The following is a 19024-nucleotide window of genomic DNA, read 5'->3' on the forward strand; positions in this document are numbered from 1 at the left end:
CCCCGCATGCGCAAGTCACTGGTCCCCGGTCCCCGCGCGGAGCTGCTCTCCGTCGGGGACTGCGCCTCCCGCCCCACGCAGGAAGTCGCCGACGCGAGCGCCGCGAGTTTCGAGGTCTTCGTCCGCGCGGCCCTCGCGGACGCGTTCCTGAGAAAGACCCGGGACACCACCTCCGCGTGGCTGCGCTCGCCGGAGATGCACCACGACTGGCTGGACGCGCTGACCTTCGCCGCCGGTGAGCTCCAGATCGCCTGCGAACGGCTCCGCTACCGGGGCGACGACCGGCTGCGCGCCAACCAGCGGCGGCTGGAGCAGGTCCAGGTCCGCCTGATGGAGGCGCGCCGGGTGCGCCGCGCCTACCAGGAGGAGAACCAGCGCGCCGGCCGCGAGTGGCGGAACATGTGCGACGCCGTCTTCACCGCCCGGTCCTGGCTGCGCGGGGCGTACGGCGACGAGGCAGACGCCGTACGCCGCGAGCTGTGCGCCGAGCGCGGCATCCCCGGGAGCGCGCCGTACCAGGAGCCCGCGCGCAACGCCCTGCACGGCATCGAGATCGCCTGCCGCAGCAAGCTGATCGACCCGCTGGTCACGGCGGACGTGGCCCGTCTGATGGCCGCGCCCGACCACGCCTTCCGGCTCGTGGTCGCCAACGACGCCAAGGAGCAGGAGGAGCGCAGCACGGCGTTACGCCACCCCCTGCTGCTGCGCCGCTGGGAGGCGGCCGTCCACGACCTGCTGGCGGAGCTGGTGGACCGGGCGCGCGCCGACTCCACGACCGTCCTCGGCGACCTGGGGGACGTCACGGGGCTCACTGGCCAGGAGGTCTACACGCTGCTCAACAGCCGCCGCTTCTACGTGGCGCTGCACTACCGGCTGACCGAGCTGGCGCGGATCGTCCGCCGCCTCACCGAGGACTGCCGGGCCCGCCAGGAGCGCCTGCGCGCCCCCTGGTACGCGGTGGAGGTGGAGGTACGGGCGGAACTGGCACGCCGTCACCCCCGCGAGTACGCCTGGATCCGCCGCCAGATGGAACCCTTCGGCACACCGGTGGGCAGCCGCGCACTCGATCCGGAGTGGGCGAACAACTCGCAGCGGCGGGGCGCGCTCAAGGCCCATGTGATGCGCTGTCTGGCGAGCGGCGTGTTCGAGCCGTACACGCAGGAGGAGCGCGGGCCCGCCGCGCCCGCCGTGGAGCCGTCGCTCTTCGCCGCGCTGATGCGGCGGAAGGTCGCGGCGGGCGAGATCAGCCTGAAGGGCGCGAAGACCCGGCGGGAGCGGAACAACCGCCGCTGGCGCGCGGAACAGGAGGCCAGGGCCCGGACGACGGAGCCCCCGCCCCCGCCGCGCATCCCGGCCCAGCCCCGGCCGCCTTCGCAGGTCCAGGTCCAGGTCCAGGTCCAGGCTCGCGCTCAGCCGTCGCCTCCGTCGCAGGCCCACGCCCAGCCCCGGCCGCCCTCCCAGGCCGGGGCCGAGCCCCAGCCCCGGCCCCGGCCGCCTTCGCAGGTCCACATTCAGGCCCAGGCTCAGCCGTCGCCTCCGTCCAGGGCCGCCGCCCGCTGATCCGCTCCGGGCGGCGCGCCCGTCCCCGTACGCCCTACTCCGCCAGCACCGCCCGCACCTGGTCGAGGCCCCAGTCCAGGTCCTCCTTGCCGATCACCAGCGGCGGGGCGATCCGGATGGTGGAGCCGTGCGTGTCCTTCACCAGGACGCCCCGTTCCATCAGCCGCTCCGAGATCTCCCGGCCGGTCCCGCGCGCCGGGTCGATGTCCACCCCGGCCCACAGCCCCCGGCCGCGTACCGCCGTCACCGCGCCGCCGGCCGTCAGCAGCCCCAGCTCACGGTGGAGATGGTCGCCCAGCTCCGTCGCGCGCTGCTGGAACTCGCCGGTCCGCAGCATCGCGATGACCTCCAGCGCGACCGCGCAGGCCAGCGGGTTCCCGCCGAACGTCGACCCGTGCTCGCCGGGCCGGTGCACACCCAGCACCGCCGCCGAGGAGACCACCGCCGACACCGGGACCACCCCGCCGCCCAGCGCCTTGCCGAGCACGTACATGTCCGGCACCACGTTCTCGTGCTCGCAGGCGAAGGTCGCGCCCGTCCTGCCCAGCCCCGACTGGATCTCGTCCGCGACGAAGAGCACGTTCCGCTCCCGGGTCAGCTCGCGCACCCCCGCGAGATAGCCGGGCGGCGGGACCAGCACCCCGGCCTCGCCCTGGATCGGCTCCAGCAGCACGGCCACCGTGTTGTCGGTCAGGGCCTCCTCCATGGCCGTGAGATCGCCGTACGGCACGATCTCGAACCCCGGGGTGTACGGACCGAAGTCCGCGCGGGCCTCCGCGTCCGTGGAGAAGCTGATGATCGTCGTCGTACGGCCGTGGAAGTTGTTGCCCGCCACGACGATCTTCGCCATGCCGTCCGGCACGCCCTTGACGCGGTACCCCCACTTCCTGGCGGTCTTCACCGCCGTCTCCACCGCCTCGGCGCCGGTGTTCATCGGCAGGACCATCTCCATGCCGCACAGGTCGGCCAGCTCCGTGCAGAACTCCGCGAACCGGTCGTGGTGGAACGCCCGGGACGTCAGCGTCACCCGCTCCAACTGCGCCTTGGCGGCCTCGATGAGACGGCGGTTGCCATGGCCGAAATTGAGTGCCGAGTACCCGGCGAGCATGTCGAGGAAGCGCCGCCCCTCGACATCCGTCATCCACGCGCCGTCCGCCGAGGCGACGACGACGGGCAGCGGATGGTAGTTGTGCGCACTGTGGGCCTCCGCCGAGGCGATGGCGCTCTCCGTTGTCGACACGGGACTCTCCGATCGGTCAGGGCAAGCTGGCACGCTCTGCGGCTCCGGCGGGGCACAGCCCCACTTTCTTTCGTCGCGCGCGGTCCGGACGATGAAAGCTTGCCCGGAGCGGCGCCGGATTGAACAGGTTCCCCGTTCCGGCCTCCGCCCACCGGCCTACCCGCCGCCCTCCGTCCCGGCCCCCCGGGCGATCCGTTTCGAGCTGTCGGTCCCACCTGAGACAATGCTGGACATGGCCTCTGATCGCCCACCCGTCGCCCCTCACCACCCTCGAACGGGGAACTCCGTGCCGTCCCCTCGTTTGAGTGCGCTCTCCGGAATCCAGCCCACCGCAGGCTCGTTCCACCTCGGGAACTACCTCGGCGCGGTGCGTCAGTACGTGGCGCTCCAGGAGTCCCACGACGCGTTCTACATGGTCGTGGACCTGCACGCGATCACCGTTCCGCAGGACCCCGCCGCGCTGCGCGCCAACACGAGGCTGGCCGTCGCCCAGCTCCTGGCCGCCGGGCTCGATCCGCAGCGGTGCACGCTCTTCGTCCAGAGCCATGTCCCCGAGCACGCCCAGCTCGCCTGGATCATGAACTGCATCACGGGCTTCGGCGAGGCGTCCCGGATGACGCAGTTCAAGGACAAGTCGGCCAAGGAGGGCACGGACCGCGCCACGGTCGGCCTCTTCACGTACCCGATCCTCCAGGTCGCGGACATCCTGCTCTACCAGGCCGACGCCGTCCCGGTCGGTGAGGACCAGCGCCAGCACATCGAGCTGACCCGCGACCTCGCGGAGCGCTTCAACTCCCGCTTCGGCCCGACGTTCACGGTCCCGGCGCCGCACATCGTCAAGGAGGTCGCCAAGATCTACGACCTCCAGGACCCCGCGATCAAGATGAGCAAGTCGGCGTCCACGCCGAAGGGCCTGATCAACCTGCTGGACGAGCCGAAGGCCACGGCGAAGAAGATCAAGAGCGCCGTCACGGACACCGGCACGGAGATCCGCTTCGACGCGGCGGCCAAGCCCGGCGTCAGCAATCTGCTCACGATCCTCTCCACCCTCACCGGCACGCCCGTCGCGGAGCTGGAGCGGCGCTACGAGGGCAAGGGGTACGGCGCGCTCAAGACGGACCTGGCCGAGGTGATGGTCGAATTCGTCACACCCTTCCGGGCCCGGACACAGGAATATCTGGACGACCCCGAGACGTTGGACGCCATCCTGGCCGCGGGTGCGGAGAAGGCCCGCGCGGTCGCCGCGGAGACGCTGGCCCAGACGTACGAGAGGGTCGGCTTCCTGCCCGCCAAACACTGAGCCAGGTGCCGGAACGGGGGCGCCGGCGGACCGACCGTACGGACGAATTCGCGTGACGCGGGTACGTCAGGCGGTTACGCCATGTACTGACGCCGGCCCCCGCCCCGGCGAGCAGTGGCCAGCACGGCAGTGCGAGCGTCACACTGGCGGGCGGTGCACCTGAGCAGGACGACCGGTCGGCCCGCGGGACCGACAGGCCGACGGACAGACCGACGGACGACGACAGACCGACACAGAGACTGAGGAGAACGACGTGGGGACCGTAACGCTCGGCGTTTCGATCGCGGTCCCGGAGCCCTACGGCACTCTGATCCAGGAGCGGCGTGCGAGCTTCGGTGACTCCGCCGCGCACGCCATCCCCACCCATGTCACGCTGCTGCCGCCCACCGAGGTGGACGCGTCGGCGCTGCCCGCGATCGAGGCCCATCTCGCCGCCGTCGCGTCGGCGGGCCGGCCCTTCCCCATGCGGCTCTCCGGCACCGGTACGTTCCGCCCGCTCTCCCCGGTCGTCTTCATCCAGGTCGTCGAGGGCGCGTCGGCCTGCGCCTGGCTCCAGAAGCGGGTCAGGGACTCCTCGGGGCCGCTCGTGCGCGAGCTCCAGTTCCCGTACCACCCGCATGTGACCGTCGCGCACGGCATCGCGGAGGACGCGATGGACCGGGCCTACGAGGAGCTGTCGGAGTACGGGGCGGAGTGGAGCTGCACCTCCTTCGCACTGTACGAACAGGGCGCGGACGGCGTCTGGCGCAAGGTGCAGGAGTACGTGTTCGGCGGCGGTACGGAGACCTCGCCGGTGCCCTCCCAGTCCACCCCCGCCGACCGCCCGGCCTCCCTGAGCCCCTGACCCCGCCCCTCGGGAGCCTCAGATGGGCAGCCTGCGGAAGAGCGTGCGCGGCAGCACCCGCAGCGCCGTCGCCAGCACCCGCAGCGCCCCCGGCACCCACACCGTCTCCGCGCCCCGCCGCAGCCCCGCCTCGACGGCCACCGCCACCTCCGCGGGCGTCGTCGCCAGCGTCAGAGCCGTCGGCGCCTGCGCCCCGGCCGGCGGGAGCTGCCCGCGCCGCACCGGTGTCCAGGGGCGTACGAAACCGGGCCGGACGACCATGACCCGCACCCCCGTGCCCTGCATCGCGTCCCCCAGCCCCTGCGTGAACGCGTCGAGGCCCGCCTTGCTCGACCCGAAGATGAAGTCGGCGCGCCGGGCCCGCTCCGCGGCCACCGACGAGAGCACCACCAGCGCGCCGTGCCCCTGTGCCTGGAGCGCCGCCGCGCAGACCAGCCCGGCGGAGACCCCGCCCGTGTAGTTCGTCTGCGCCACCCGCGCCGCCGCCGGGGGATCCGCCTCGTCCCGTGCCTGGTCGCCGGCGACGCCGAAGGCGAGCAGCACCAGATCGACCGGGCCCTCCGCGAAGACCTTCCCCAGCGCCTCCGCGTGCAGGCCGGGGTCCAGGGCGTCGAACACGGCGGTACGGACGTCCGCGGGGCCCGCCGCCCGCAGCCCCGCCGCCGCTGCCTCCAGCGCGGGGGAGGAGCGGCCCGCCAGCCAGACCGTACGGGTGCCGCGGACGATCAGCCGGCGCGCGGTGGCCAGCCCGATCTCCGACGTGCCGCCGAGAACGAGCAGGGACCGCGGGATACCGGAGGCGGGCGAGGTGCCGGGGGCGTCCTTCATCGGTGAGCGCATGCACGCGACCGTATCGCCAGGATCACCCCATATCTCACTCTTGCGCGCTCTTGTCGCGATGCCCGCAGGGATACTCGTATGAATGGGGGTAGACACCTCCTCATGGACTGGCTGAAAAACCTCCCTGTCATCGGTCCGGTCGTGGCGCGGCTGATGCGGACCCACGCCTGGCGCTCGTACGAGAGGCTCGACCGGGTCCACTGGGCGCGACTCGCCGCGGCCATCACGTTCATCAGCTTCCTCGCGCTCTTCCCGCTGATCACCGTGGGCGCGGCCATCGGCGCCGTCCTGCTCAGCCAGGGGCAGCTCGACCGGATCCAGGACAGCATCGCCAAGCAGGTCCCCGGCATCTCGCAGCAGCTCGACCTCAACGCCCTCGTCGCCAACGCGGGCACGGTCGGGCTGGTGGCCGGGGCGCTGCTGCTCTTCACCGGCATCGGCTGGATCGGCTCGATGCGGGAGTGCCTGCGGGCCGTCTGGGAGCTGGAGGACCCGCAGGACGGCAACCCCTTCCTGCTCAAGGGGAAGGACGGCGTGGTGCTGCTGGGGCTCGGCGCGGTCGGTCTCGCCTCACTGGCGGCCTCGGGGCTCGGCTCGACGGCGGTGGGCTGGAGCGCGGACAAGCTGGGAATCCCCGAGGGCGGGGCGGGCGGCGTACTGCTCCAGGCCGCCGCCCTCCTGGTCGCGGTGGTCGCCGACTTCCTGCTGCTCCTGTACGTCCTGACGCTGCTGCCCCGCGTCCACCCGCCGCGCCGCCGCCTCGTCGTCGCCGCGCTGATCGGAGCCGTCGGCTTCGAACTGCTGAAGCTGCTGCTCGGCGGCTACATGAGGGGCGTGGCGACGAAGAGCATGTACGGCGCGTTCGGGGTGCCGGTGGCGCTGCTGCTCTGGATCAACTTCACGGCGAAGCTGCTGCTGTTCTGCGCCGCCTGGACGGCGACGCGGAGCAAGCCGGAGGAGGACCACGACGACGGGGACGGGGACGGCGGTGGGGACGACACGGACGCGGCGTACGGCGGTGCTACCCGCGCGGACGCCGCCGGACCAGGTCGGGCAGCGGCCAGCGCCGGTTGACCAGGTACCCCGTACCGGCCAGCAGGACCAGCGCCCCGCCCGTGATGCCGAGCGCCACCCCGGCACCGCCCGTACCGCTGTTCGCCGCCGCCACGGTGGAGGCGTGGCCGCCGCCCGTGTCCGCCCCGACCTGGGTGGGCTCGGGGGACGGGCTCGTACGGGCGGACTTCGGCGGCACCAGCACGCCCACCGGCTTCACCTTGCCGCTCGCCGCGAACCCCCAGTCCAGCAGCCGCGCCGTCTCCTGGTAGACCGCGTGGGCCTCCGTGGACGACGGGTTCATGACCGTGACCAGCAGCTTCTTGCCGTCGCGCTCGGCGACACCGGTGAAGGTGTTCCCCGCGTGCGTGGTGCTGCCGTTCTTCACCCCGGCGATGCCCCGGTACTGGGCCACCCCGTTGGCGCCGGTCAGCAGCCGGTTGGTGTTCTGGATCTCGAAGTTCTCCCGTACGGGCTTGAAGCCCTCCTTCTTCTCGCCCTCCTTGGGCTTGGAGAACTCGCCGGGGAACTTGGCCGACTGCGTCGAGCTGTACTCCCGGAACTCCTTCTTCTGGAGGCCGGAGCGGGCGATCAGCGTGAGGTCGTACGCGCTGGAGACCTGGCCCTTCTCGTCGTAGCCGTCGGGCGTGACCACATGCGTGTCCAGCGCCTGCAACTCGTCGGCCTGCGCCTGCATCTCCCCGACGGTCTTCTCCACCCCGCCGTTCATGGCGGAGAGCACATGGACGGCGTCGTTGCCCGAGCGCAGGAAGACGCCGAGCCACAGATCGTGGACCGAGTAGGTGAGGTTTTCCTTCACCCCGACCAGACTGCTGCCGGCGCCCACCCCCGCGAGGTCGGCGTTGGTGACCTTGTACTGCTCCGTCGCGGGCAGCTTCGGCAGCAGGGTGTCCGCGAAGAGCATCTTGAGCGTGGAGGCGGGCGGCAGCCGCCAGTGCGCGTTGTGCGACGCCAGGATGTCACCGGACTCGGCGTCCGCGACGATCCAGGACCGGCCGCTCAGCTTCTTCGGCAGCACGGGCACGCCCGCGCCCAGGTGCACCTGTGTCCCCGCCTTCCCGAGCAGCGTCCCGCCGACCGTCGACATCGAGGCGGGCGGCTTGGGCTGCTTCTTGTCGGGCGCGTCGGCGGCGCTGTCGGCGGAGGCCGTGGGCGCCTCGGGTGTCCCGGGCGCCGCGGTGGCCGCGACGGCGGGCAGGGCGGCTATCACGGGCAGCAGAGCGGCGGCGAGGACCGTCACGGCGGTCTTTTTCAGAGCGGGCACGACCGAGAACGTACCTGCATCGGCCATGGACGCGGACACCGGCGGATCTCCTGGACCCCGCTGCCGCCGCCCGGAGGACGGCGGCGATACTGAATCCATGAAGCTCAGCCGCCCCGTGTCCTGGTTCCTGCTCGTGTTCGGGGTCTGGAGCTGGTTCATCTGGATCACTTTCGTGAAAAATCTCTGGCAGGACGGCAGCGGACTCGCCTTCGACGACGCCGGTGCCCCCACGGGGTATTTCTGGGTGCACCTGACGCTCGCCGTCGTGTCCTTTCTTCTGGGGACGGCGATCGGCGTGATCGGGTTCCGTGGCGTCCGCGCACTCCGGCGCGAACAGCCCGAACAACAGGCTTAGGGGGAGCGTTCTTCGTGGTTGTCGTGGTCGTTCTGGCGGTGCTCGCGGTCGTCGCGGTGCTGGTCTCGGCGCACTGGTACGTGTGGCGGCGACTGGTGCGCGACACGACGTCGGCGCCCGGGCCCGCCCGCAGGCTGGGAACGGTTGCGATCATTCTGCTGCCTCTCCTCTCCGTCGGCGCCCTGAGTTCGAGCCGTTCGGGAGCGCCCTTCCTGCTCCAGCAGATCCTGGCCTGGCCGGGGTTCCTGTGGCTGGCGACGCTGCTCTACCTGGTGCTGGCGCTGGTGGTGGCCGAGGCGGTACGCCCGCTGCTGCGGCGCTACCTGGCGCGCGGGGACGCGGCGGGAGCGGTGGATCCGGCGGGAAAGACGGCGGAGCCGACTACTCCGACGGGGCCACGCGACACCGGGGCCCCGGAGGCGGGCGCCACGGCGAAGGGGAAGACGGAGCGGACGGAGCAGGCGCCCGCGCGTACGGACCGGGACGCGAAGACCCGGTCCGCGGCCGGGACGGCGACGAAGACCGCCACCGAGCCCGCGACCGACGCCACCGGCGCCCGCACCGGGGCGAAGCCCGCGACCGACGCGGCGGGCGCCACCGGCGCCCGCACCGGGACGGAGACCGCCACCGGGTCCGGGACCCCGGCCGTGCCCGCCCCGCAGCCCGCCACCCCCGCGCCCTCCGGCCCCTCCCGCCGGCTGTTCGTCTCGCGTGCCGTCGGCGGCGCCGCCGCCACCGCCGCGCTCGCCACCGTCGGGTACGGCACCTACGGCGTCCTGCGCGGCCCCTCTGTCAAGCGCGTCACCGTCCCGCTGGCCAAGCTGCCGCGCGCCGCCCACGGCTTCCGTATCGCCGTCGTCAGCGACATCCACCTCGGCCCGATCCTCGGCAGCGCCCACACCCGGCGCATCGTCCGTACGATCAACTCCACCCGGCCCGACCTGATCGCCGTCGTCGGTGACCTGGTCGACGGCACCGTCCGCAACCTCGGCTCCGCCGCCGAACCCCTCTCCGGTCTGGAGGCGCCGCACGGCTCCTTCTTCGTGACCGGGAACCACGAGTACTTCTCGGGCGCCGCCGAATGGGTCGACCACGTACGCGAACTGGGGCTGCGCCCCCTGGAGAACGAGCGCGTCGAGATCGCCGGATTCGATCTCGCCGGGGTCAACGACATCGCGGGCGAGAGCGAGGGCGAGGGCCCCGACTTCGTGAAGGCGCTCGGGGACCGCGACCCGGCCAGGGCCTCCGTGCTCCTCGCGCACCAGCCCGTCGTCATCCACGACGCCGTACGCCACGGCGTCGACCTCCAGCTCTCCGGCCACACCCACGGCGGCCAGCTCTGGCCCGGCAACCTTCTCGCGGGGTTCGCCAACCCCACCGTCGCCGGGCTGGAGCGGTACCAGGACACCCAGCTCTACGTGTCGCGCGGCGCGGGCGCCTGGGGGCCTCCCGTACGGGTCGGGGCGCCCTCCGACATCACCGTCGTGGAGCTGGCCTCGCGCCAGGCATGACCCCGCACGGGGCCCCTGCGGGGGCCCCGTGGGCCCTTCCCGCGCACCCTACTCACGAGTGTTCCCGGCTTAACGTGACTGTTGCCCGGGAGAGCCCCCTTTTCTCTTCCACAGGTGGAGACCTTTGTGGTTGGGTGAGCGCCATCACGGTCAGGGGTGGGCGTGACAGAGGGGCACAACGATGCGGTCGGTCCGTGCGCGGATACTCATCACATGTCTGGTACTGGTGGTCGCGGGGGTGGGCGGCTGGCAGCTCCTGCCGTCCAACCGGGCGGAGGAGAAACCGATCACCGTCGGCACGACGGACGTCGTCTCGTCGCTCGATCCCGCCGGCGCGTACGACGCGGGCTCCTGGGCGCTGTTCAGCAACATCTACCAGTCGCTGCTGACGTTCAAGCCGGCGTCGAGCACGCCCGTACCGGACGCGGCCCGCTCGTGCGGCTTCGTCGGTTCGGAACTCACCACCTACCGCTGTGAGTTGCGGGACGACATCCGCTTCCCCAGCGGCGCGAGGCTGACCGCGGAGGACGTCAAGTACTCCTTCGACCGCGTCCTGGCCATCAAGGCGGACGCCGGGCCCGCGCCCCTGTTCGCCACGCTCGAGTCGGTGGTGGCGGACGGGCTGACGGTCACCTTCCGGCTCCGCTCGCGCGACGCGACGTTCCCGCTCAAGGTGGCCACCGGAGCCGGTGCGATCGTCGACCGCACCCAGTACCCGGCGGACGCGCTGCTCACCGGTGACAAGGTCGGCGGCTCGGGCCCGTACCTCCTCGACCAGTACCTGCCGGGCTCCTCCGCCCACCTGGAGCCCAACCCCGACTACCGGGGCGCGATCGAGGAGACCGGCGGCCCGGTCGACATCGAGTACTTCAAGACCTCCGACGCGCTCGCCGACGCCTGGCGGGCCCGTACGGTCGAGGTCACCCACCGCCAGCTCCCGCCGTCGGTGATCGCCGGGCTGGACGGCGGCGCGGACGGTGTACGGGTCACCGAGTCGGACAGCGCCGCCATCCGCAACCTCGTCCTCAACACGCGGTCCGGATCGCCGATGGCCGACCCGGCGGTGCGCCGGGCGATCGCCACCGTCGTCGACCGGCCCCGGATCGTCTCCGGCGTGTACGAGTCGACGGTCGAACCGCTCTACTCGCTGATCCCCCAGGGCATCACCTCCCACGGCACCCCGTTCTTCGACGCCTATCCGGAGCCGGACACCGCGCGCGCCCGCGCCCTCCTGGAGGACGACGCGGACGTGCAGATACCGGTGAGCCTCACGCTCGGACACGCGCAGGGCGGCGCGGCGGCGCCGGAGGCGGCCGAGCTGCGCCGCCAGCTCGAAGCGACCGGACTCTTCAAGGTGAAGGTCGTCGAGAAGGAGTGGACGGAGTTCCAGAAGGGCTACTCCAAGGGCGAGTTCGACGCGTACACCATCGGCTGGGTGCCGGACTTCCCCGACCCCGACAACTTCATCCAGCCGCTGATCGGCCGCGGTTCGATCCTGCACAACGGCTACCGGGACGACCGGGTCGACGAACTGATCCGCTCGACGCAGCAGTACGCCGAACGCGGGCGCGCCGCGGAGGACTTCAAGTCCTTGCAGCGCACGGTGGCCGAGGACGTGCCGATCGTGCCGCTCTGGCAGAAGAAGGACTACGTCCTGAGCGGCGAGGACGTGACGGGCTCGGAGTACCTCTCGGACGGTACGGGCATCTGGCGGCTGTGGCGGCTGGGCCGGCTCTGACCGCCCGCCGCCCGCCTCAGCTCTCCTTCCCCTGCCCGCGGTCGCCGCTGCCGCCGTTCCTGCCGCCGCCCCCGCCGCCGTTCCGCTGCCGGGCGGCGGCCACCTGGGCCATGCCCGGCAGGAAGTCCGTGAACAGCTCGTGGACCTCCCGTACGAGCGGCCGGAGCACCCGGAAGCGGGAAAGTGCGGCGCTCCGTGCGACCAGCCGTGCGCCGCGCAGGGCGAGACGGTGGGTGCGTTCGCTGCCCTCCGAGCGGTCGTAGACCCAGTACAGGACCAGCCCCATCTGGGCCAGCCACATCAACTCGGGCAGTCCGGGCGCCAGTTCGGGGTCGACCTTGGTGGTGGAGCCGGCCAGCACCTCCCGGTGCACGGAGATGGCGGCCTCCCGGGTGGGCTCCGACTCGGGAGAGAAGGGGCTCAGCGGGCTGTCCGGGTCGGCGGCGTTCTTGAAGAACTGGGCGGCGAACTCGTGGTACGGCTCCGCGATCTCCAGCCACGCGGTCAGCACCCCGGCGAGGCGTGCCTCCAGAGCGGTCTCCCGGCCGAGCACGGGCCGGACCGCCGCGCGGTGTTCGGTGGCGATCCGGTCGTAGAAGCCCTGGACGAGATGTTCCTTGGAGGAGAAGTAGTAGTACGCGTTCCCCACGGAGACCCCGGCCTCCTGGGCGATGGCCCGCATGGTCGTCCGGTCGTAACCGCGCTCCCGGAAGAGCCGCAGCGCGGTCTCCAGGATGAGCGTGCGGGTCTGCTCGCTCTTGGGGGTGGCGGGGGCCTTGGCGTCCTTCTGATCCTTCTCGTCCTTCACGGTGCCTGAGCCTAGAGGAAGGCGGTGTTCCCGGTGATCACGGCCGATCGGCGCCCGTTCGGCGAGGTCGGGGCGGGGCGCCTGGGGCAGGTCCTCCGGGACGGGGCCCCTGGGACGGGTCCTCCGGGGCGGGGCCGGGTCCCTGGGGTCGGGACCGGGACCGGTGGGATCAGGACGCAGAGCCCGGGGAGGCCGCTCCCGTCCGCAGGCCGGCCATGACGAGGTCCAGGAGCCGGGTGGCCTGCGGCTGCCAGGTGCCGTCCGGGTCGATCATCCAGAGGCCGGCGATGAGCAGCATGAAGTCCTCACCGGTCACGCCCGGTCGGATGGTGCCGGCCTTCTCGCCGGCCCGGAGCAGGGACTCGGCCGCGTCGGTGACGGGGGTGGGGGCCGGTTTCCCCGGGCTCCCCGGGGCGCTGGTGGCCTGGCGGAGGGCGTCCGCGAGACCGGCCTTGGCCATGGCGAACCGGGCGAGGTGGTCCATCCACTCCCGCAGGGCGAGGTCAGGCTCCCGGCACCGGAGCAGGTCGGCCGCGGAGTCGGCGACCTGCTGCATCTCGTGACGGTAGATCTCCAGGACCAGGGACTCGCGGTTGGGGAAGTTGCGGTAGAACGTGCCCTGCCCGACGCACGCCTTCTTGGCGATCAGGCTCAACGGAACCTCCGCGCAACGCGTCAGTTCGGTCAGGGCCACTTCCAGGATGCGCTCGCGGTTGCGCTGCGCATCCGAGCGCAGAGGCGGATCCTTCTTCTGCCGCACTCGTCCTCCTCCTGGGCCCGGGTCCGAAAACCGGCCTTGCTGAGCGGACAACTGTCCGCTACGTTCTCCAGTAATGGACAGTTGTCCGTTTGGGTCCGGCCCAAGGGCGGATCCGATCCTGGCCGGTGACGACCGCCCCGGGAAGCTTCGCCCGTGTCCGCATCATGACAAGCCGGCACCGCCCCGTACAGCGCCACCCCTCCCAGGTTCACACGCGCCGGACCGTACCGCCGACGCGCCCCGGACATGCGAAAGAAGGCTGATCGTGGCCCCGCCCCCACCCCCCACCCCGACGCAGAGCGCCGTCACGCTGAACATCAACGGAGAGAAGCACGCGCTCTCCGTCGACCACCGCACCACCCTGCTCGACGCGCTGCGCGAGCGCCTCGATCTGACCGGCACCAAGAAGGGCTGCGACCAGGGACAGTGCGGTGCCTGCACGGTACTGATCGACGGCCGCCGGGCCGTCTCCTGCTTACAGCTCGCGGTGGCCGCCGAAGGCCGTGAGATCACCACCATCGAAGGGGTCGCCGACGGCGACCGGCTGCACCCCGTGCAGCAGGCGTTCCTCGATCTGGACGGCTACCAGTGCGGCTACTGCACACCGGGCCAGATCTGTTCGGCCATCGCCGTGATCGAGGAGCACGCCGCGGGCTGGCCGAGCGCCGCCACCGGCGATGTCCGCCCCGAGGCGGGACCGCCACCGCTGACGCCCGAGGAGATCCGCGAGCGGATGAGCGGCAACCTGTGCCGCTGCGGTGCGTACGTGTCGATCGTCCGGGCGGTCGCCCGCGCCGCCGAGGGCGACGCGCCCGCCGCGACCCGCGAGGAGGCCGCCGCATGAGGGAGTTCGGTTACCGGCGCGCGCACGACGTCGTCGGCGCGGTCGCCCTGCTCGACGCCGACCCGGACGCCCGGTTCGTCGGCGGCGGCACCAACCTCGTCGACCTGATGAAGACCGGCGTGGAGCGGCCCGGCCGCCTCGTCGACATCCGCGAACTGCCCCTGGACCACATCGAGTCGACGCCGGACGGCGGGCTGCGCGTCGGCGCGACCGTCACCAACAGCGATCTTGCCGCCCACCCCGAGGTCCGGCGCCGCTACCCGGCGCTGGCGCAGGCCGTGCTCGCCGGGGCCTCGGGGCAGCTCCGCAACATGGCCACGGTCGGCGGCAATCTGCTCCAGCGCACCCGCTGCGGCTACTTCACCGACATCACCAAACCGTGCAACAAGCGCGACCCCGGCAGCGGCTGTCCCGCCGTCACCGGCGAGCACCATAACCACGCCGTCCTCGGCGCCTCCGACCACTGCGTGGCCGTACACCCCTCGGACCTGGGCGTGGCGCTGACCGCCTTCGACGCGACCGTCTCGTACGAGAGCGCCGACGGGCCCGGCGAGATCCCGATCGGCGCGTTCTACCTGCCCGTGGGCGACACCCCGCACCGGGAGACCGCCCTGCCGCCCGGCGCGCTGATCACCGGCGTGACCCTGCCGGCCAGCCCGGTGGCCGCGCACGCGCGCTACCGCAAGGTGCGCGAGCGCGCCAGTTACGCGTTCGCCATCGGCTCGGTCGCCGCCGCGCTCGACGTCAGGGACGGCGTCGTACGGGAGGCACGCCTCGCCCTCGGGGCGGTCGCGTCCCGGCCCTGGCGCGCCACCGCCGCCGAACGCGTACTCACCGGCGCGCCCGCCGACGCCGTGACCTTCGCCGCCGCCGCGGACGCCGAACTGGCCGCCGCCCGGCCGCTGCCCGGCAACGCGTACAAGGTGACCCTGATGCGCAACCTGGTGGTCGCCGTGCTCGGCGAACTCACCGAGGAGGCCGCCCGATGACCACCACCACCGCGGCCACGACCGCGCCCGCGCTCCGCTCCGTCGGCACCGCGCACACCCGGGTGGAGGGCCGGGACAAGGTCACCGGAGCCGCCCGCTACGCGGGCGAGATCGCCTTCGAGGGGCTCGCCCACGGCTGGCTGGTCCTCTCCACCGTCGCCCGCGGCCGGATCCGCTCCGTCGAGGACGGCCCCGTCCTGCGCATGCCCGGCGTCCTCACCGTCCTGCACCACGGCAACGCCCCCCGGGTGGAGAGCGACTACGCCGGCATGCTGGGCCGCCCCGACCCCACCGCCGCCCTCTTCCAGCACGACCGGGTGCCGCACGCGGGCTGGCCGGTGGCGCTGGTCGTCGCCGAGACGCCCGAACAGGCCAGGGAGGCGGCGGAGTCGCTGGTCGTACGGTACGAACAGGAGCCGCACGACGTCGCCTTCACCGGGAACCACCCGGACGCCTACGAGGCGGAGGGCCATATGCCGGCGGTGACCGCCAAGGGCGACCTGGAAGCCCGGCTCGCCGGGTCGGCCGTCGTCCTGGACGCCGAGTACACCACGCCGGAGGAACACCACAACCCGATGGAGCCGCACGCGGCGACCGCCCGGTGGGACGGCGGCCGGCTCGAACTCGTCGACTCCAACCAGGGCACCACCTGGGTCCAGAACGAACTGGCCCAGATGTTCTCGCTCGACGCCTCCTCGATCCGGGTCCGCTCCGAGCACATCGGCGGCGGCTTCGGCAGCAAGGGCGTCCGCGTGCACCAGGTGGGCGCGGTGATGGCCGCGACCCTCCTGCGGCGCCCGGTCCGCCTCGTCATGACACGCCGTCAGATGTTCACGCTGGCGGGCTACCGCAGCCCCACGATCCAGCGGGTCAGGCTGGGCGCCGACACGGACGGCCGGCTGCGCGCCCTGGCGCACGACTCGCTGAGCGCCACCTCCACGGTGCACGAGTTCGTCGAGCCGAGCGCCGGGGTGGCGCGGGTGATGTACGACGCCGAGGCCCACCACACCGCCAACCGTGTCGTACGCCTCGACGTGCCGACCCCCACCTGGATGCGCGCGCCGGGCGAGGCGCCGGGCTCGTACGCGCTGGAGGCGGCGCTCGACGAACTCGCCGAGAAGTGCGGCGTCGATCCGATCGAGCTGCGCCTGCGCAACGAGCCCGAACAGGGCCCCGTCTCCGGACTGCCCTTCGGCAGCCGCAATCTGGTCGCCTGCTTCGAGGAGGGCGCCCGCCGCTTCGGCTGGGCCGACCGGGACCCGCGCCCCGGGGTGCGCAGGGACGGGCGCTGGCTGCTCGGCACCGGTACCGCGGCGGCCTCCTTCGGCGCCGGGGCCGCGCCCTCCACGGCGGCCGTGACCGCCGAGGCCGACGGCACCTTCACCGTGCGGATCGCCGCCGCCGACATCGGCACCGGCGCGCGTACCGCGCTCACCCTGATCGCCGCCGACGCCCTGGACACCGCGCCGGACCGGGTCCGGGTGCGCATCGGCGACAGCGACTTCGGCCCGGCGATGATCGCGGGCGGCTCCATGGGCACCCGCTCGTGGGCGTGGGCGGTCAACATCGCCGCGCGCGACCTGCGGGAACAGCTCGCCCTGGGCGGCACCGTACCGCCCGAGGGCATCACCGCCCGCTCGGACACCTCCGCCGCCGTCGGCGCGCTGCCGCCCCGGGAACGGCACTCCTTCGGCGCGCAGTTCGCCGAGGTCGCCGTGGACGTGGCGACGGGCGAGGTGCGGGTGCGGCGCATGCTCGGCATCTTCGCGGCCGGCCGTATCGTCAACCCGCTCACGGCGCGCAACCAGCTCGTCGGCGGCATGATCTGGGGCATCTCCATGGCCCTGCACGAGGAGGCCGTCCGCGACGGCAACCTGGGCTCCCATGTCGGCGCCGACCTCGCCGGCTACCACTTCGCCGCGCACGCGGACGTGGCGCGGGTCGAGGCCGACTGGGTGGACGACCACGACCCGGACGACCCGGTCGGGATCAAGGGCGTCGGCGAGATCGGCATCGTGGGCGCGGCGGCCGCCGTCGCCAACGCGGTCTGGCACGCGACGGGCGTACGCCAACGGGCCCTGCCCATCCGGCCCGACCGGGTGCTGCGGACGGGCGGTGGAGCGCCGGATGCTTGACATCGCCGAGGAGCTGGACCGCTGGACGGCGGAAGGCCGGGACTTCGCGGTGGCCACCGTCGTGGCCGTCGGCGGCAGCGCGCCGCGCGGCCCCGGCGCCGCCCTCGCCGTCGACAGCGACGGCACGGTGATCGGTTCGGTCTCCGGCGGCTGTGTGGAGGGGGCGGTGTACGACCTGTGCCTCCAGGCGCTGGGGGACGGCCGTACGGTGACCGAGGAGTTCGGCTACAGCGACGAGGACGCGTTCGCGGTCGGGCTGACCTGCGGCGGAACCGTCGAGGTCCTGGTCGCCCCGGTCACCGCGCAGGCCCCCGTCAGGGCGGTGACCGCCGCCGCGCTCGCGTCCGCCGCCCGGGGCGGGGCGACCGCCCTGGCCCGGGTGGTCCGGGGCCCGGCCGACCGCCTGGGCCGGGCCCTGCTCGTACGCCCCGACGGTTCGTACGAGGGCACGCTGGCCGGCGCCGCGCGACTGGACCGGACGGCGGCGGCCGAGGCGCGCGCCCTGCTGGAGGCGGGCCGCACCGGCACGGTCGACCTCGCGGAGGACGGGACCCACTGCCCCGGCGGCCTCACCCTGTTCGTCGAGTCGAGCGTCCCGCCGCCGCGCATGATCGTGTTCGGTGCGGTGGACTTCGCGGCGGCGCTCGTCCGCGCGGGGAAGTTCCTGGGCTACCGGGTGACCCTGTGCGACGCCCGGCCGGTCTTCGCCACCCCGGCGCGCTTCCCCGAGGCGGACGAGGTCGTGGTCGACTGGCCGCACCGCTATCTGCGGGGCACGCCGACCGACGCGCGCACCGTGCTCTGCGTGCTCACCCATGACGCCAAGTTCGACGTGCCCCTGCTGGAGACGGCCCTGCGGCTGCCGGTGGCGTACGTCGGCGCGATGGGCTCACGCCGCACGCACGACGACCGTGACCGGCGGCTGCGCGAAGTGGGCCTGGGGGAGCGGGAGCTGGCCCGGCTGCACTCGCCGATCGGGCTCGACCTCGGCGCCCGTACGCCGGAGGAGACCGCCCTGTCCATCGCGGCGGAGATCGTCGCGGCCCGGCGGGGCGGCACGGGCCTGCCGCTCACCGGATCGGGTACGCCGATCCACCGGGACGAGGCGGAACCGGCGGCCATGGCGGCGGCCTGAGGCCCGCGCTCACGACGGCCGGCCGGTGCCGATCATGGTGCGCGTCACCGTGTCGACCAGGGCGTCGATCCGCTCGGGCGCGGTGTCCCCGAGCCGGCCGTCGAGCAGCAGCAGGCTGAGCCCGTGGACGAGGGCCCAGACGCCGATCTTGAGGGATTCGCGGTCCTCGGGGGCGGCGAAGGCGGCGATACGCGTGGTCACGGCGGTCTGCGCCGCGTCGGAGGCGGCGCTCACCTCGGCGTGGCTGACGCAGGGGTGCCCGAACATCAGGTGGAACAGGCCGGGATGGCCGAGGGCGTAGTGCACGGTGGCCCGCGCCAGCGGCGCCAGGGCGTCCGCCAGGTCCGCCGGGCGGGAGGCGGCCGGGTCGCCCGGATCGTCCGTGGCGGCCTCGAAGCGCGCCCGGAGTTCGGTGAAGCCATGGGTGGCCAGCGCCGCGAGCAGGGCCTCCTTGTCCTGGTAGTGGCGGTACGGGGCGTTGGGGGAGACGCCCGCGTGCCGGGCCACGGCGCGCAGGGACAGGGCGTCCGCTCCGTCGGTGTCCAGCAGATCCAGGGCGGACCGCAGCAGGGCGGCGCGCAGGTCGCCGTGGTGGTAGCTCTGTCGATCGGATGTTGACACTGTGCA

At 73.0% G+C, this 19024-nt stretch carries 17 protein-coding genes; 11 read left to right on the forward strand and 6 right to left on the reverse strand.

What is annotated here, in order from left to right; genetic code table 11:
* Positions 1-6 precede the first annotated feature (6 nt).
* Positions 7-1560, forward strand: a complete 1554-nt coding sequence (locus tag ACFXPK_RS12110) for a hypothetical protein (protein WP_385074366.1) — start codon at positions 7-9, stop codon at positions 1558-1560.
* Between the two features lie 34 nt (positions 1561-1594).
* Here ACFXPK_RS12110 and rocD read toward each other — a convergent pair whose 3' ends face one another.
* Positions 1595-2800, reverse strand: a complete 1206-nt coding sequence (gene rocD, locus ACFXPK_RS12115; RefSeq protein WP_384994684.1) for an ornithine--oxo-acid transaminase — start codon at positions 2798-2800, stop codon at positions 1595-1597.
* 232 nt (positions 2801-3032) lie between these two features.
* Here rocD and trpS point away from each other — a divergent pair, with 232 nt between their 5' ends.
* Together trpS and ACFXPK_RS12125 are read left to right on the forward strand one after the other, a co-directional pair.
* Entirely contained in the window at positions 3033-4100 is a 1068-nt protein-coding gene (gene trpS, locus ACFXPK_RS12120) for a tryptophan--tRNA ligase (protein ID WP_384994686.1), read from the forward strand.
* 253 nt (positions 4101-4353) lie between these two features.
* Entirely contained in the window at positions 4354-4944 is a 591-nt protein-coding gene (locus tag ACFXPK_RS12125; RefSeq protein WP_384994688.1) for a 2'-5' RNA ligase family protein, read from the forward strand.
* An 18-nt stretch (positions 4945-4962) separates the two neighbouring features.
* Here the strand turns inward: ACFXPK_RS12125 and ACFXPK_RS12130 are convergent, their stop codons facing one another.
* Positions 4963-5772, reverse strand: coding sequence for an SDR family NAD(P)-dependent oxidoreductase (locus ACFXPK_RS12130; RefSeq protein WP_385074435.1), 810 nt, complete (start codon positions 5770-5772; stop codon positions 4963-4965).
* 114 nt (positions 5773-5886) lie between these two features.
* On the opposite strand from ACFXPK_RS12130, the gene ACFXPK_RS12135 reads away from it, so the two are divergent.
* Positions 5887-6858, forward strand: coding sequence for a YihY/virulence factor BrkB family protein (locus ACFXPK_RS12135; RefSeq protein ID WP_385074369.1), 972 nt, complete (start codon positions 5887-5889; stop codon positions 6856-6858).
* On the opposite strand, the gene ACFXPK_RS12140 is transcribed toward ACFXPK_RS12135, so the two are convergent.
* Positions 6806-8122 carry a D-alanyl-D-alanine carboxypeptidase family protein gene (locus tag ACFXPK_RS12140; RefSeq protein ID WP_385074372.1) on the reverse strand — a complete coding sequence of 439 codons (1317 nt, stop codon included), beginning with the start codon at positions 8120-8122 and terminating at the stop codon, positions 6806-6808. The genes ACFXPK_RS12135 and ACFXPK_RS12140 overlap by 53 nt on opposite strands.
* Before the next feature lie 97 nt (positions 8123-8219).
* On the opposite strand from ACFXPK_RS12140, the gene ACFXPK_RS12145 reads away from it, so the two are divergent.
* The 3 genes from ACFXPK_RS12145 to ACFXPK_RS12155 all read left to right on the forward strand — a co-directional run bounded on the left by ACFXPK_RS12145 (position 8220) and on the right by ACFXPK_RS12155 (position 11726).
* A complete protein-coding gene (locus ACFXPK_RS12145; RefSeq protein ID WP_384920104.1) occupies positions 8220-8477 on the forward strand; it encodes an SCO4848 family membrane protein in 258 nt (85 codons plus the stop codon).
* Positions 8478-8491: 14 nt separating this feature from the next.
* Complete coding sequence (locus ACFXPK_RS12150; protein WP_385074374.1) at positions 8492-9988, forward strand: metallophosphoesterase; 1497 nt, start codon at positions 8492-8494, stop codon at positions 9986-9988.
* Positions 9989-10169: 181 nt separating this feature from the next.
* Entirely contained in the window at positions 10170-11726 is a 1557-nt protein-coding gene (locus ACFXPK_RS12155) for an ABC transporter substrate-binding protein (protein WP_384994696.1), read from the forward strand.
* Positions 11727-11742: 16 nt separating this feature from the next.
* Here ACFXPK_RS12155 and ACFXPK_RS12160 read toward each other — a convergent pair whose 3' ends face one another.
* Both ACFXPK_RS12160 and ACFXPK_RS12165 read right to left on the reverse strand, forming a co-directional pair.
* Positions 11743-12534, reverse strand: a complete 792-nt coding sequence (locus ACFXPK_RS12160) for a TetR/AcrR family transcriptional regulator (RefSeq protein WP_385074377.1) — start codon at positions 12532-12534, stop codon at positions 11743-11745.
* 169 nt (positions 12535-12703) lie between these two features.
* Positions 12704-13294: a TetR/AcrR family transcriptional regulator gene (locus tag ACFXPK_RS12165; protein WP_385074380.1), complete on the reverse strand. Its 591-nt coding sequence runs from the start codon at positions 13292-13294 to the stop codon at positions 12704-12706.
* Between the two features lie 265 nt (positions 13295-13559).
* Here ACFXPK_RS12165 and ACFXPK_RS12170 point away from each other — a divergent pair, with 265 nt between their 5' ends.
* From ACFXPK_RS12170 to ACFXPK_RS12185, 4 genes are read left to right on the forward strand one after another with little or no spacing between them, the layout of a single operon-like run.
* Positions 13560-14138 (forward strand): (2Fe-2S)-binding protein, encoded by a 579-nt coding sequence (locus tag ACFXPK_RS12170; RefSeq protein WP_385074382.1) that lies wholly within the window; start codon positions 13560-13562, stop codon positions 14136-14138.
* Complete coding sequence (locus ACFXPK_RS12175; protein WP_385074385.1) at positions 14135-15127, forward strand: FAD binding domain-containing protein; 993 nt, start codon at positions 14135-14137, stop codon at positions 15125-15127. Before ACFXPK_RS12170 ends, ACFXPK_RS12175 begins: the two co-directional genes overlap by 4 nt.
* On the forward strand, positions 15124-17262 hold the full coding sequence (locus ACFXPK_RS12180; protein ID WP_385074388.1) for a xanthine dehydrogenase family protein molybdopterin-binding subunit: 2139 nt from the start codon (positions 15124-15126) through the stop codon (positions 17260-17262). Before ACFXPK_RS12175 ends, ACFXPK_RS12180 begins: the two co-directional genes overlap by 4 nt.
* Positions 17255-18397: an XdhC family protein gene (locus ACFXPK_RS12185; protein ID WP_385074391.1), complete on the forward strand. Its 1143-nt coding sequence runs from the start codon at positions 17255-17257 to the stop codon at positions 18395-18397. Before ACFXPK_RS12180 ends, ACFXPK_RS12185 begins: the two co-directional genes overlap by 8 nt.
* A 9-nt stretch (positions 18398-18406) precedes the next feature.
* On the opposite strand, the gene ACFXPK_RS12190 is transcribed toward ACFXPK_RS12185, so the two are convergent.
* Positions 18407-19018 carry a TetR/AcrR family transcriptional regulator gene (locus ACFXPK_RS12190; protein WP_384994712.1) on the reverse strand — a complete coding sequence of 204 codons (612 nt, stop codon included), beginning with the start codon at positions 19016-19018 and terminating at the stop codon, positions 18407-18409.
* Positions 19019-19024: the final 6 nt, after the last annotated feature.

This window comes from Streptomyces sp. NPDC059142 (assembly GCF_042755665.1).
Taxonomy (GTDB): Bacteria; Actinomycetota; Actinomycetes; order Streptomycetales; family Streptomycetaceae; genus Streptomyces.

Coding starts and splice junctions, on each gene's coding strand:
- ACFXPK_RS12130 (WP_385074435.1), bottom strand. CDS start 5,772: ATGAAGGACGCCCCCGGCACCTCGCCCGCCTCCGGTATCCCGCGGTCC.
- ACFXPK_RS12135 (WP_385074369.1), top strand. CDS start 5,887: ATGGACTGGCTGAAAAACCTCCCTGTCATCGGTCCGGTCGTGGCGCGG.
- ACFXPK_RS12175 (WP_385074385.1), top strand. CDS start 14,135: ATGAGGGAGTTCGGTTACCGGCGCGCGCACGACGTCGTCGGCGCGGTC.
- ACFXPK_RS12180 (WP_385074388.1), top strand. CDS start 15,124: ATGACCACCACCACCGCGGCCACGACCGCGCCCGCGCTCCGCTCCGTC.
- ACFXPK_RS12110 (WP_385074366.1), top strand. CDS start 7: ATGCGCAAGTCACTGGTCCCCGGTCCCCGCGCGGAGCTGCTCTCCGTC.
- trpS (WP_384994686.1), top strand. CDS start 3,033: ATGGCCTCTGATCGCCCACCCGTCGCCCCTCACCACCCTCGAACGGGG.
- ACFXPK_RS12185 (WP_385074391.1), top strand. CDS start 17,255: ATGCTTGACATCGCCGAGGAGCTGGACCGCTGGACGGCGGAAGGCCGG.
- ACFXPK_RS12155 (WP_384994696.1), top strand. CDS start 10,170: ATGCGGTCGGTCCGTGCGCGGATACTCATCACATGTCTGGTACTGGTG.
- ACFXPK_RS12145 (WP_384920104.1), top strand. CDS start 8,220: ATGAAGCTCAGCCGCCCCGTGTCCTGGTTCCTGCTCGTGTTCGGGGTC.